This is a genomic window from Pantoea sp. SGAir0180, assembly GCF_043546245.1.
Map to the genome: position 1 here is coordinate 769,849 of NZ_CP028071.1, position 12,921 is coordinate 782,769.

At 56.5% G+C, this 12,921-nt stretch carries 13 protein-coding genes; 12 read left to right on the forward strand and 1 reads right to left on the reverse strand.

The genetic code is table 11. The features are described from left to right. Positions 1-52: 52 nt before the first annotated feature. The 8 genes from C1N58_RS03825 to mlaA all read left to right on the forward strand — a co-directional run bounded on the left by C1N58_RS03825 (position 53) and on the right by mlaA (position 6,568). Positions 53-793, forward strand: a complete 741-nt coding sequence (locus tag C1N58_RS03825; protein WP_205950595.1) for a heme ABC transporter permease — start codon at positions 53-55, stop codon at positions 791-793. Next, the gene (gene ccmD, locus C1N58_RS03830; protein WP_006120099.1) at positions 790-1,023 is read left to right on the forward strand and encodes a heme exporter protein CcmD; all 234 of its coding nucleotides are present in this window, start codon (positions 790-792) and stop codon (positions 1,021-1,023) included. Before C1N58_RS03825 ends, ccmD begins: the two co-directional genes overlap by 4 nt. Then, complete coding sequence (ccmE, locus tag C1N58_RS03835) at positions 1,020-1,505, forward strand: cytochrome c maturation protein CcmE (RefSeq protein ID WP_394564607.1); 486 nt, start codon at positions 1,020-1,022, stop codon at positions 1,503-1,505. Before ccmD ends, ccmE begins: the two co-directional genes overlap by 4 nt. After that, entirely contained in the window at positions 1,502-3,460 is a 1,959-nt protein-coding gene (locus tag C1N58_RS03840) for a heme lyase CcmF/NrfE family subunit (protein WP_394564608.1), read from the forward strand. The genes ccmE and C1N58_RS03840 overlap by 4 nt, the downstream gene beginning before the upstream one ends. Beyond that, positions 3,457-4,011: a DsbE family thiol:disulfide interchange protein gene (locus tag C1N58_RS03845; RefSeq protein WP_006120096.1), complete on the forward strand. Its 555-nt coding sequence runs from the start codon at positions 3,457-3,459 to the stop codon at positions 4,009-4,011. The genes C1N58_RS03840 and C1N58_RS03845 overlap by 4 nt, the downstream gene beginning before the upstream one ends. Then, positions 4,008-4,463, forward strand: a complete 456-nt coding sequence (locus C1N58_RS03850) for a cytochrome c-type biogenesis protein (protein WP_054687405.1) — start codon at positions 4,008-4,010, stop codon at positions 4,461-4,463. Before C1N58_RS03845 ends, C1N58_RS03850 begins: the two co-directional genes overlap by 4 nt. After that, the gene (gene ccmI, locus C1N58_RS03855; protein ID WP_054687407.1) at positions 4,463-5,674 is read left to right on the forward strand and encodes a c-type cytochrome biogenesis protein CcmI; all 1,212 of its coding nucleotides are present in this window, start codon (positions 4,463-4,465) and stop codon (positions 5,672-5,674) included. Before C1N58_RS03850 ends, ccmI begins: the two co-directional genes overlap by 1 nt. 129 nt (positions 5,675-5,803) lie before the next feature. Continuing rightward, complete coding sequence (mlaA, locus tag C1N58_RS03860; RefSeq protein ID WP_033740717.1) at positions 5,804-6,568, forward strand: phospholipid-binding lipoprotein MlaA; 765 nt, start codon at positions 5,804-5,806, stop codon at positions 6,566-6,568. A gap of 125 nt (positions 6,569-6,693) precedes the next feature. Here mlaA and fadL read toward each other — a convergent pair whose 3' ends face one another. Next, positions 6,694-7,968: a long-chain fatty acid transporter FadL gene (fadL, locus tag C1N58_RS03865; protein WP_054687408.1), complete on the reverse strand. Its 1,275-nt coding sequence runs from the start codon at positions 7,966-7,968 to the stop codon at positions 6,694-6,696. Positions 7,969-8,326: 358 nt separating this feature from the next. On the opposite strand from fadL, the gene C1N58_RS03870 reads away from it, so the two are divergent. The 4 genes from C1N58_RS03870 to sixA all read left to right on the forward strand — a co-directional run bounded on the left by C1N58_RS03870 (position 8,327) and on the right by sixA (position 12,900). After that, a complete protein-coding gene (locus C1N58_RS03870) occupies positions 8,327-8,623 on the forward strand; it encodes a YfcZ/YiiS family protein (RefSeq protein WP_006120091.1) in 297 nt (98 codons plus the stop codon). A 162-nt stretch (positions 8,624-8,785) separates the two neighbouring features. Beyond that, positions 8,786-10,096, forward strand: coding sequence for an acetyl-CoA C-acyltransferase FadI (fadI, locus tag C1N58_RS03875; protein ID WP_033740711.1), 1,311 nt, complete (start codon positions 8,786-8,788; stop codon positions 10,094-10,096). Next, a complete protein-coding gene (gene fadJ / locus C1N58_RS03880) occupies positions 10,096-12,216 on the forward strand; it encodes a fatty acid oxidation complex subunit alpha FadJ (RefSeq protein WP_054687414.1) in 2,121 nt (706 codons plus the stop codon). The genes fadI and fadJ overlap by 1 nt, the downstream gene beginning before the upstream one ends. Before the next feature lie 201 nt (positions 12,217-12,417). Then, on the forward strand, positions 12,418-12,900 hold the full coding sequence (gene sixA / locus C1N58_RS03885) for a phosphohistidine phosphatase SixA (RefSeq protein WP_006120087.1): 483 nt from the start codon (positions 12,418-12,420) through the stop codon (positions 12,898-12,900). Positions 12,901-12,921 lie beyond the last annotated feature (21 nt).

Below are 12,921 nucleotides of genomic sequence, written 5' to 3' on the forward strand. Positions count from 1 at the left end.
CAGCACGCATCAGACGTGTTATTCGCGTTTATTTAAAAGTGAGCAAGTAAACATGTGGAAAGGATTACATCAGCTGGCGAAGCCCGAACGGCTGTATCAGTTGTGCGGTCGGCTGGTGCCGGGGTTCGCCCTGGCCAGTGCGGCGGTACTGCTGCTGGCCTGGATATGGGGATTTGGCTATGCACCGGCAGACTACCAGCAGGGTGACAGTTTTCGCATTATGTATATTCATGTTCCGGCGGCCATGTGGTCGATGGGGATATACAGCGCGATGGCCGTTGCGGCGTTTACTGGTCTGGTCTGGCAGATGAAAATGGCCGATTTAGTCTCAGCGGCGATGGCACCGATCGGTGCGGTGTTTACCTTTATTGCGCTGGTTACCGGTTCTGCCTGGGGCAAGCCGATGTGGGGAACCTGGTGGATATGGGACGCCAGACTCACATCAGAACTGGTGCTGCTGTTTTTATATCTGGGCGTCATTGCGCTGTATCAGGCGTTCGACGACCGTCGCATGGCCGGGCGCGCCGCAGGCGTGCTCATTCTGGTCGGCGTGATCAATCTGCCCATCATTCATTTCTCTGTGCAGTGGTGGAATACCTTGCATCAGGGATCGTCCGGCTTACTGCAACAGGCTATCGCGCCGCCGATGCGCACGCCGCTGCGCTGGGCCATCCTGGGTGACCTGCTGTTGTTTATCACGTTAACGCTGATGCGCTTACGCAACCTGATTCTGCTGACGGAACGTAAACGTCCCTGGGCGATTGCCCTGGCAAAGACAAGGAGCAAAGAATGACGCCCGCTTTTGCCTCATGGCATGACTTCATTGCCATGGGCGGTTACGCTTTTTACGTCTGGCTGGCGGTGGCAGGGGCGCTGGTGCCTCTTTGTGGCCTGATTGTACACAGCTGGTGGTCACACAGACGTTTGCTGGCGGACATTCGCCAGCGTGATGCCCGGGAGCGCCGTCTGCGCGCGGCCAGTGTTAAACGTGCCGGGACTAAAACGGCAGGAGAAGCGAAGTGAATACCCGCCGTCGTAATCGCCTGTATGTCGTCGTGGCGATACTTACCGGACTTGGACTGGCTACCGCGCTGGTAATGTATGCGCTGCGGTCCAATATCGATCTGTTTTATACGCCAGGTGAAATCCTGGAGGGGAAAGGTGATTCACACATCAGGCCGGAACCCGGACAGCGTCTGCGCGTGGGCGGCGTGGTGATGCCCGGCAGCGTCACGCGAGATCCCCGAACGCTGGCCGTCTCTTTTCAGCTTTACGATGGCCGTGGTGTGGTCAGTGTAAACTTTGTGGGCATTTTGCCCGATCTGTTTCGCGAGGGACAGGGCGTCGTTGCACAGGGCGTCCTTGAACCCGGCAACCTGATCAACGCCAAAGAAGTGCTGGCGAAACATGATGAAAACTACACGCCACCTGAAATCACCGCCGCGATGAAGCCCGCACCACCCGTACAACAGGCCGCGACTCACCCGGCAGGACAGACAACATGATGCCAGAACTGGGCAGTTTTTTACTCTGTCTCGGCGTCGCGTTGGCGCTGCTGCTCAGCGTGTATCCGCTCTGGGGGGCCTGGCGCCAGGATGCGCGCCTGATGGGCTTAGCGCGTCCCCTGGCCGTTGGCCTGTTCGGCTGTGTGGCGGGGGCTTTCGGGTTGCTGGTCTGGGCGTTTATCGTTAACGACTTTACCGTAAGCTATGTCGTTAACAACTCGAATTCCCTGCTGCCGGTCTATTACCGCATTGCGGCCACCTGGGGGGCGCACGAAGGCTCCCTGCTGCTGTGGGTGCTGCTGCTGAGTGGCTGGACGCTGGCCGTGGCGATCTTCAGCCGCGGCATGCCGCAGGACGCACTGGCGCGTGTGCTGGCGGTGATGGGCATGATTACGCTGGGCTTTTTGTTATTTATCATCCTCACCTCTAATCCGTTCAGCCGTACCCTGCCGGACTTTCCCGTCGATGGCCGCGACCTCAATCCCATGCTGCAGGATATTGGCCTGATCTTCCATCCGCCTTTGTTATACATGGGCTATGTCGGTTTCTCGGTGGCCTTTGCTTTTGCCATTGCCTCCCTGATGGCCGGAAGACTGGATACCGCCTGGGCGCGCTGGTCGCGTCCCTGGACCACCGCAGCCTGGCTGTTCCTGACCATAGGTATTGTGTTGGGCTCTGCGTGGGCCTATTACGAGCTGGGCTGGGGCGGCTGGTGGTTCTGGGATCCGGTTGAAAATGCGTCCTTTATGCCCTGGCTGGCTGGCACGGCGTTAATGCACTCACTAGCGGTGACCGAAAAGCGCGGCACCTTTAAAGCCTGGACCGTATTGCTGGCGATTACCGCGTTCTCCCTGAGTCTGCTCGGGACCTTCCTGGTGCGATCCGGCGTGCTGGTCTCGGTGCACGCGTTTGCCTCCGATCCGGCGCGGGGCATGTTTATTCTGGCCTTTTTGGTGATTGTTATTGGCAGCTCGCTGCTGCTCTATGCCCTCAAAGGAGGGCAGGTCCGCAGCCGGGTACAAAACGCCTTGTGGTCGCGCGAATCCTTTCTGCTGGGCAATAACGTCCTGTTGATTGCGGCCATGCTGGTGGTGCTGCTCGGTACGCTGTTACCGCTGGTCCATAAACAACTCGGTCTGGGCAGCATCTCCGTGGGCCAGCCCTTTTTTAATACGCTGTTCAGCTGGCTGATGGCACCGCTGGCCTTAATGTTGGGGATTGGGCCGTTAGTGCGCTGGCGCCGTGATGAACCCCAGAAGCTGGTACGGCGTTTGCTGTTAGCACTGGTCGTCACGCTGCTGGCCTCCGTGCTGTTGCCCTGGTGGCTACAGGATCGGGTAGAGGCAATGACGGTAGTGGGCCTGCTGATGGCGGTATGGATCATCGTGTTAACCCTGATGGAACTGCATGAACGTGCGACGCATCGTCATTCTTTTTTCACCGGACTGCGCCACTTGTCACGCAGCCACTGGGGCATGGTGCTCGGCCATTTAGGTGTCGGCGTCACCGTGATTGGGATAGCGTTTAGCACGCAATACAGCGTTGAACGGGATGTGCGCATGAAAGCGGGCGACAGTGTTGATATCCATCACTACCACTTTGTCTTCCGCGATGTTCAGGATCTGCAAGGGCCCAACTACAGCGGCGGCGTGGCGGTGATTGATGTGACGCGGGACGGGCAGCCTGAAGCGATGTTGTATGCGGAAAAACGCTTTTATTCAGCGGCGCGCACCATGATGACCGAGGCGGCAATTGATGGTGGCTTTACCCGCGATCTCTATGCGGCGCTGGGTGAGGAACTCGATGACGGCAGTTGGGCGGTGCGCATTTACTATAAACCCTTTGTGCGCTGGATTTGGTTCGGTGGACTGTTTATGGCTGCGGGCGGTCTGCTCTGTTTACTGGATCCGCGTTATCGTGCGCGTAAAAAAGGCGAGCGCGAGGTGCGGGCATGAAAAAGATTCTGTTTATTCCCCTGATCCTGTTTTTACTGCTGGCCGCCGCGCTGCTTTGGCAACTGTCACGCAATGCGGCGGGCGACGATCCTACGCGGCTGGAGTCGGCGTTAATTGGTAAACCGTTGCCGGTGTTCCGGCTCGAAGCCCTGGAAACGCCAGGTAAAACCTACAACCAGCAAACGCTTATCACCGGCAAACCGCTTTTACTCAACGTCTGGGCAACATGGTGCCCGACCTGTCGGGCAGAACATCACTATCTGAATACGCTGGCAGAGCAGGGCGTGCGGGTAGTCGGGCTCAATTATAAAGACGATCGGCAAAAGGCGGTGACCTGGTTAAACACGCTGGGTAATCCTTATGCGCTCAGCCTGTATGATGGCGACGGTATGCTGGGCCTGGATCTTGGCGTATATGGCGCACCGGAAACCTTTCTGATCGATGGCAACGGCATTATTCGCTATCGCCATGCCGGAGATCTGAATCCACGTGTCTGGCAGCAGGAAGTAAAGCCTTTATGGGATAAATACAACACGGAGAGCGGCTCATGAAAGCGCTGGTGATGATGCTTTGCGGCTTGCTGTTTAGCGCCAGCCTGTGGGCGGCCATTGATACCTATGCATTTGACTCCGTCGCGCAGGAAGAACAGTACCGTGATATCACCGCCTCCCTGCGATGCCCCAAATGTCAGAACAACAGCATTGCGGATTCCAACGCCATGATTGCGGCGGATATGCGGTTGAAAGTTTATCAGCTGATGAAACAGGGACAAACGCGTCAGCAGATCCTCGACTATATGGTGGCGCGCTACGGCAATTTCGTCAGCTACCAACCGCCCGTAACGCCGCCCACCGTGATTCTGTGGCTGGGACCTGCGCTGTTTGTCGCAGGCGGCGCGGGCGTAATCGTCTGGCGCAGTCGCCAGCGTAAGACCTGTAGCGAACTGAGTGATGAAGAGCAACAGCGGCTTGAAGCCATTTTGAAATCGGACAGGGAAGCATAATGGCAGCCTTTTTAATCGCGATATTGGTACTGCTGTTCGCGGCCTGTGTGCTGTTCCTGGCCGCAGGCTGGCGTCCGCGCGCGTCCCACATAGTCACGCGTGACAGCCTTAATAAAGATTTTTATCACCAACGGCTGGCCGAACTGACGCAGGATGAGGATCAGGGCGTGATCGCCGAGCGGGACGTGATGGCGCGCGAGCTACAGCAGTCACTGTTGAGTGATATTCCGCCCGCACCGGATGCACAGTCGCGCAGCAGTCGCCGTTGGGTATTGTTACCGGGCATTATTGTCTTACTGGTCGTGCCGCTGGTGTGCTATCTCAACACCGGCGGTTTTGTGCCGTTCAGCGGCTGGCTGCAGGTGCAGAAAGCGTATCCTGCGCTGCGTGCGCAGGTGCTGGATCCTCACGCGAAGCCGCTGACGCCGGAACAGCTTTCACGCTTACAGCTCGGTTTGCGCAGCCATCTGCAAACCGAGCCTGATAACCTTAGCGACTGGGCAATGCTTGGCCGTCTTGGTATGGTGCTGAATAACGCGACGACCGCCCGTCAGGCGTTCGAGCACGCGCTGCAGTTGGCACCGAATAATCAGGTATTAAAACAGGATTACGCCGAGGTTCTGGCCCGGTCGGGCGATCCACAGGAAAACCGTCAGGCAGAACTTGTGTTGCAGGATCTGCGTAAACAGGATCCGCACAATGCCCGGACGCTGAGCCTGCTGGCTTACGCTGCCTTTGAACAGCAACACTATGCTCAGGCGATTGCGGCCTGGCAAACCTTACTGAACGCGCTGCCGGCGGACGATCCCCGGCGCGACAACATTGCGCGCAGTATTGAGCAAGCCAGAACGGACGCCGGACAACAAGCGAGCCAGTTGACGGTAGATGTGACGCTTTCTTCCCAGGCAGAAAACATGTTACCGCCGGGCGGAGTCATGTATATTTCGGTTACTGACGGTATGTCACCCGTGCCGGTGGCCGTGAAGCGTCTTGCTGCCGGGCATTTTCCCGTGTCGCTGACGCTGGATGACAGTAATGCCATGATGCAGGGGCGCCGTCTTTCGGCGCAGAAACAGATTCAGGTTCGCGTCAGGATTTCACGTAATGGCCGCGCGAACCCTGAGCCGGGTGACTGGTTCGGTGTCAGCGCCGTCGTGCCCTGGGACGGTCATCAGCATGTGACCGTTGAGATTAATGCGCAGCAGCCTTAGACCGATATTCTCTGGCTCTGTCTGAATCTGTAAACCGCACCGTGGATATCAGCTATGCTTGCTTAACGCGCTGATCTACCCGAGAAAGGCGGCAGGGTATACATCACTTATATGCACAGGGAGAAAAAAATGGATCACCGCCTGACCAGCCTGGCCTTGGCCAGTGTGCTTCTGGTGGGTTGTGCCAGTTCAAAGCCGGAGACCGATGCGCCAGCCGGGCGTAGCGATCCGTTTGAAGGCTTTAACCGCACAATGTTTAACTTTAACTACAATGTGCTGGACCCGTATGTGGTGCGTCCGGTGGCTGTGGCCTGGCGCGACTATGTGCCCGTCCCGGCACGTGCTGGCCTGAGCAACTTCCTGGGCAACCTGAGCGAACCCGCCAGTATGGTGAACGCTATTCTGGTCGGTGAGCCGCGCAATGCCGGTATTCACTTCACGCGTTTCTTCCTGAATACCGTGCTGGGCCTGGGCGGCTTTATCGACGTTGCAGGCAAAGCGAACCCTGAGCTGGCGCGCCAGGGGCCGCAACGCTTCGGTACCACGCTGGGGCACTATGGCGTGGGCTACGGTCCTTACGTGCAGTTGCCTGGCTATGGCAGCTTTACGGTGCGTCAGGACGGCGGCGATTATGTGGATACGCTTTATCCGGTGCTGGGCTGGTTGACCTGGCCGATGTCCGTGGGTAAATGGGCACTTGAAGGGGTGGAAACGCGTGCGCAACTACTGGACTCCGATGCCATCCTGAAACAGCAGCGCGATCCTTACGCCTTTATGCGTAACGCCTATTTTGAGCGCTATGACTTCCTGGCGCGTGGTGGCAAGCTGAAGCCCGAAGATAATCCGAACGCAGCGGCAATTCAGGACGATCTCAAAGATATCGATTCTCAGTAATGTGAGGTCGCCCGGAAAAGGGCGGCTTCAGGCTGAAGTGATTTATACGAATGTTCTGTCAGAGCTCGCCAGGCGGAGCAAAAAAAAGCGACACAGTGTGTCGCTTTTTTTATGCGGTCAACATATCAGAATTTGTAGTTGAAGCTCGCGCCGTACAGCCAGGCTTTACCACTGGAATTAAAGGTATAAGGGCCTTCCTGAATGGTAACTTTCTGACCATGCATATAAGAGACGCCGACATCGACGGAAGCATCGTCATTGAATGCATAGGAGGCACCCGCACTCAGCCACAAGCGATCCTGATCCGGGATGGAGATGGAACGCTTGTCAGCCGGAACCGGGCTGTCATCAAAGGCGATACCGCTGCGGAAGGTCCAGTTTTTATCGTACTGGTAAGTGGTACCCAGGGCGATACGGTAGGCATCATGGAAGCCTTCATCTTTATAGAACAGCGTCTGACCATTCGAACCGGTCGCTTTCAGCTCCTGGAACTGGCTCCAGCTGGTATAGGCCAGGCTATAGTGAACGGCCCATTGTGGCGCGACTTTATGCCAGCCTGAAACTTCCCACATTTCTGGCAGATTCAGGGTTAATGAACCCGGAATCGTGTTTCCGCTTGTGCCAAAAGGTGCGCCGGGAATGTTAAATGCGTTGATGGCCGCAGGAAGATTACTTTTGTAATCCCCATCAAAGTCAACTTTCACCTCAGAGCGGTAGGTGAAACCAAAACGGTTATTATCATCAACCTCATAAAGTACACCGGCGTTCCAGCCATAACCCCATTCGTTCCCCTTTAGTCGGGTAATTTGGGTATCCGCAGGAATGCCCAGCGCGGAGAACGCCTCTCCGGCATAACGCTCAATTTTCGCTTTAGCATAAACGGCATCAAAACCCACACCAAAGCTGAAGTGTTCATTCAGGCGGTAGGCGGTGCTGAGGTTAAGATTAACGGTCGTCAGGTCTGTTTTACCGCCGAATCCGCCTGCGGTATAACCGTTATTAAATTCTGTCGCCAGACCGTAGTTTGAGGTGGCAGAGGCACCTACCCACCATTGGTCATTAATCGGCTGGACATAGTGCAGATCAGGGATCCACTGATTAGGCGCGATGTTTTTCGCATCCAGGCTCCGTCCTGTTGGACTCTGGCCGCTGATATCCACTTGAGGATCGATATAAACCGCACCGAGTGAAAATTCAGGGCGATCCATCAGCGCCATGGTCGCCGGGTTACGGCTGGCTGAGGCCGCCGTATCACCCATTGCGCCTTCGCCTGAATAAGCACGACCTAAACCAATGGAAGAAAATTCATTTAACTGAAATCCGGCTGCGTAAACGTTAGAGGAAATAAGCGCTACCGCAGCTGCCACGGCTGACTTTGCGAACAGGTTTTTATGGTTCATGACCACAACCTCATGTGAATTATTATTTAACGTTGTGACGTCGTGTAACAAGGAACGGCGGATTGTATGGACTGATGACGGTCGGACATATCAGACCAGTGCGGAGAGTATAGGTCCGACCTGTACACATGTTGCAATATTGTTTTTAAATTATTTCCAATTTGATAGATGAAAATTCGATCTGCTTAACACTTCTCTGCGGGAAACGAGGCAGGCAGCAGGCGCAAAACTGATTCAGATCAGATTATATTGTGATATTCGTCACTTAGCGTCGCGTGCATAGCGGGGGAGAAATCCAAAGCGTAGAATTTTTCGCAGCGAAGGCTTTTCCCTTTAGTTGTGAAACCAGGAGATTACCATGACGGATGCTCTGAAAAAATGTCGCGCGACCGAAACGGCGGCATGCTGTTGTGTGGATGTCGGTACCGTAATGGACAACACCGATTGTACCGCCAGTTGGTCAGCGTGGTTTGGCCAGCGCGCGGAAGCCGACAGCAAACTGGCTGAACTGAGCGAAAGGGCGCGTCAGGTCGAGTCCGATCCCTGTGTCATAGATGCGCGATTCACAGAAGAGACGGGCGGCGTGCGGCTTGATGTTGCTTTTACTTTTAGCTGTCAGGCAGAAACCCTGATTTTTCAGTTAGGTTTACGCTGAACCGCTTAACGCCGCTGCCCGGCGGCGTTTGTCATTTTCGTGTTTCTCATCTCACTTTTCTCTTCCTGATGTTGGCGGCGTAGCCGCTTGTGGTTAACACTGTGGATCAGGTCAGACCTCTTTTGGCAATGATGCCCCGGTCACGATGCACAGGTGGATACAATGAGCAAAGCGCAGTCACTGTTGACGCGTACGGGCGAGCGCATCGCTATCACTCACGGATTACGTACGCCTTTTCTCCGTCAGGCGACAGGATTTCATGGCATTCCCGCCGTAGAGCTGGGCCGGATGGTGGTCAGCGAAATGGTGGCCCGGAGTGAGTTACCGGTCGGGATGATTGAGCAACTGGTGTTTGGTCAGGTGGTGCAGATGCCAGAGGCTCCCAACATCGCGCGGGAAATTGTGCTGAGCAGTGGTCTCAGCGTCAGTACCGATGCGTACAGCGTCAGCCGAGCCTGTGCGACCAGCTTCCAGGCGGTGGCTAACGTCACGGAAAGCCTGCTGGCAGGCACGATTTCGGTCGGTATTGCGGGCGGCGCGGATTCCTCTTCCGTCCTGCCGATTGGCGTCAGTAAAACGCTGGCTCGTGCGCTAGTGGATATGAACAAAGCAAAAAGCCTTTCCCAAAAGTTTCAGATTCTGCGCCGCCTGCGTCCCGGCGATCTGTTACCGGTGCCGCCTGCCGTGGCCGAATACTCCACAGGATTACGCATGGGCGATACCGCAGAACAGATGGCGAAAACGCACGGCATCAGCCGGGAAGAACAGGATGCGCTGGCTCTGCGTTCGCATCAGCGCGCAGCGCAGGCCTGGCAGTCGGGCGTGCTGAATCAGGAAGTCATGGCCGCCTTCGTCCCGCCCTTTAAGGCCCCCATAGACCAGGATAATAACGTACGAATGGATGCGAAAGCGGCTGACTATGCCCGTTTACGTCCGGCGTTTGATCGCCAGCACGGCACGGTAACGGCAGCCAACAGCACGCCGTTAACGGACGGGGCGGCGGCGGTGATATTGATGCGTGAAGGCCAGGCCAAAGCGCTGGGATTACAGCCGCTGGGCTATCTGCGCAGCTACGCCTTTACCGCCATTGATGTCTGGCAGGACATGCTGCTCGGGCCCGCTTACGCCTCGCCGCTGGCGCTTGATCGTGCTGGCATCACGCTGGCTGATCTGACGCTTATTGATATGCATGAAGCGTTCGCGGCGCAGACCTTGAGTAATATCAAGCTGTTTCGTGACGAACGTTTTGCCCGCGAGGTATTAAACCGCTCGCACGCGCTGGGTGAAATCGACGATGCACGTTTTAACGTCCTGGGCGGCTCCATCGCCTATGGTCATCCTTTTGCGGCGACCGGCGCGCGCATGATCACGCAGACCTTAAATGAATTGCGTCGGCGCGGAGGCGGGCTGGGACTGGTCACGGCCTGTGCCGCCGGAGGATTAGGTGCAGCCATGGTTCTGGAGGCCGAATAATGGAACAGCGCGCGTTTACGTTGCAGATGCGGGACGATCATGTTGGCGTGATCACCATTGATGTGCCCAATGAAAAAATGAATACGCTGAAGGCGGAATTTGCGGTCCAGATTGCCAGCCTGATTAGCGAGGCACGCCAGCATCCGCAACTGCTCGGGCTGGTACTGATTTCCGGCAAGCCTGACAACTTTGTAGCAGGTGCCGATATCAGCATGATTGATCGCTGTCAGCGTGCGGATGAAGCCGAAGCTCTGGCAAGGCAAGGGCAGGAGGTAATGGCCGCGATTGCCACCTTACCGTTTCCCGTGGTGGCCGCCATTCACGGGGCCTGCTTAGGCGGCGGTCTTGAGCTGGCGCTGGCCTGTCATTCACGCATCTGTACGCTGGATGATAAAACCCGTCTGGGACTGCCGGAAGTGCAACTGGGATTACTGCCCGGTTCGGGTGGCACGCAGCGTCTGCCGCATCTGATTGGCGTGCAAAAGGCTTTACCTATCATCCTGACGGGGAAAAGCCTGCGCGCGAAACAGGCGAAGAAGCTGGGGATTGTCGATGACGCGGTGCCGCAGGCGATCCTGCTGGATACCGCTATCGAAAGCGTTAAAAAAGGCAAACGCCGCCGCGCACCGCTTCCGCTACGCGACCGTCTGCTGCAGGGGCCGATCGCCCGCCAGGCCTTATTTGCGCTGGTCAGGCGGGAAACGGAACGCAAAACCCAGGGGAACTATCCGGCCGCGCAACGTATCATCGATGTGGTGCGCATTGGGCTTGAGCAAAGCAGTCAGGCAGGTTATGCCGCCGAGGCGCGCGCCTTTGGCGAGCTGGCCATGACGCCGGAATCGGCGGCGCTACGCAGCCTGTTTTTTGCCTCCACCGCGCTGAAAAAAGAGAACGGAACTGAGGCGCAGCCCCGGCCAGTCGAACGTGTTGGTGTGCTGGGCGGCGGGTTGATGGGCGGCGGCATTGCCTGCGTCAGCGCAATTCATGCCGGTCTGCCCGTGCGCATCAAAGACATCAGCCTGAACGGCATTAATCATGCGCTGCAGACCAGTTGGGCGCTGCTGAGTAAAAAAGTGCAGCGTCGTCAGCTCACCCCGGCGCAGCGCCAGCAGCAGATGGCGCGCATCAGCGGCGGTACCTACTATCAGGGGTTTACCCAACGTGACATCGTCATCGAGGCGGTGTTTGAAGATCTGGCGCTGAAACAGCAAATGGTGGCAGAGGTGGAAACGCACTGTCAGCCCCAGACGATTTTTGCGTCCAATACCTCTTCCCTCCCGATTGCCGACATTGCGGCGAAGGCCGCGCGTCCTGAGAATATTATTGGCCTGCACTACTTCAGTCCGGTGGAGAAAATGCCGCTGGTTGAAGTTATCCCGCATGCGGCGACCTCGCCTGAAACGCTCGCCAGCACCGTCACGCTGGCACGTAAACAGGGCAAAACGCCGATTGTGGTCGCTGACAGACCGGGCTTTTACGTCAACCGTATTCTGACGCCCTACATCAACGAAGCGATGCGCTGTCTGCTGGAGGGCGAACCTGTTGAACATATTGACCGCGCACTGGTGACGTTTGGCTTTCCGGTTGGGCCGGTTCAACTGCTGGATGAGGTGGGCATCGATGTCGGCAGTAAAATCTCGCCCGGGTTGCAGCAGGCTTACGGCGAACGGTTTGCGGCACCGCCTGCTCTGGCGGCCGTGATCAACGACGGACGCAAAGGGCGAAAAAATCATAAAGGGTTCTATCTGTATGAATCGTCACGTTTGCAACGTAAAAAGCCGGATCCCACCGTGTACGACGTATTGCAGATTAAACCCGCAAGCGTGCAGAGTGGGGCACACATCGCAGAGCGCTGCGTGATGATGATGTTAAATGAGGCGGTGCGCTGTCTGGATGAGCAGGTTATCCGCTCGCCCCGTGACGGTGATATTGGTGCGGTGTTTGGTATTGGCTTTCCCCCGTTTCTGGGTGGGCCATTTTACTATATTGATCGCCTTGGTGCTGGGGAAATCGTCAACAGATTAACGCGGCTTGAGCAGCAATATGGTGACCGCTTTGCACCCTGTGAAAGACTGCAGCGGGCAGCGCAACAGCAGACAAAGTTTTACACTTCTTCATAAATATGAATATCCATCCTGATTCAGGGGGTTAGTCGTGTGTCGCACCATCATGATGCGACGCCGTAATCGGGCAGGTGCTTATTTAATAAACAACCGGTTGACTATACTGAAGCCATTAGGGTAAAACACGACGTTCATTCGCAGAATGAAGCGCCTGACGCGAAGGTGTCAGGCGATGTCGACAAACAACAGCGGTGCTTTATGCAAGTTTTTATCATGCGTCACGGCGATGCGGCGCTCGACGCTGCCAGTGATTCAGTCCGGCCCTTAACGCTTTGTGGATGTGATGAATCACGCCAGATGGCGAACTGGTTAAAAGATCAGGCTGTTGACATTGAACGTGTCCTGGTCAGCCCTTATCTGCGTGCGCAACAAACGCTCGCGACAGTTCGTGAGGCGCTGCCCTTACCAGACGGGGCGGATATCCTGCCGGAGTTAACGCCTGGCGGCGATCCGGGGCTGGTGGGCTGCTATTTGCAGACGCTGGCAAACGAAGGGGTGAAATCGGTGCTGGTGATCTCTCACCTGCCGCTGGTCGGTTATCTGGTGTCGGAGCTGTGCCCTCAGGAAACGCCACCGATGTTCGCTACTTCGGCCATTGCCTGCGTGGATTTTGACCCGGCGGAAAGCCAGGGCAAGCTGCTCTGGCAGGTCAGTCCTAAAAAACTGGCAAAAGCGATGTAAACGCTGTCGGGCCATCCTCTG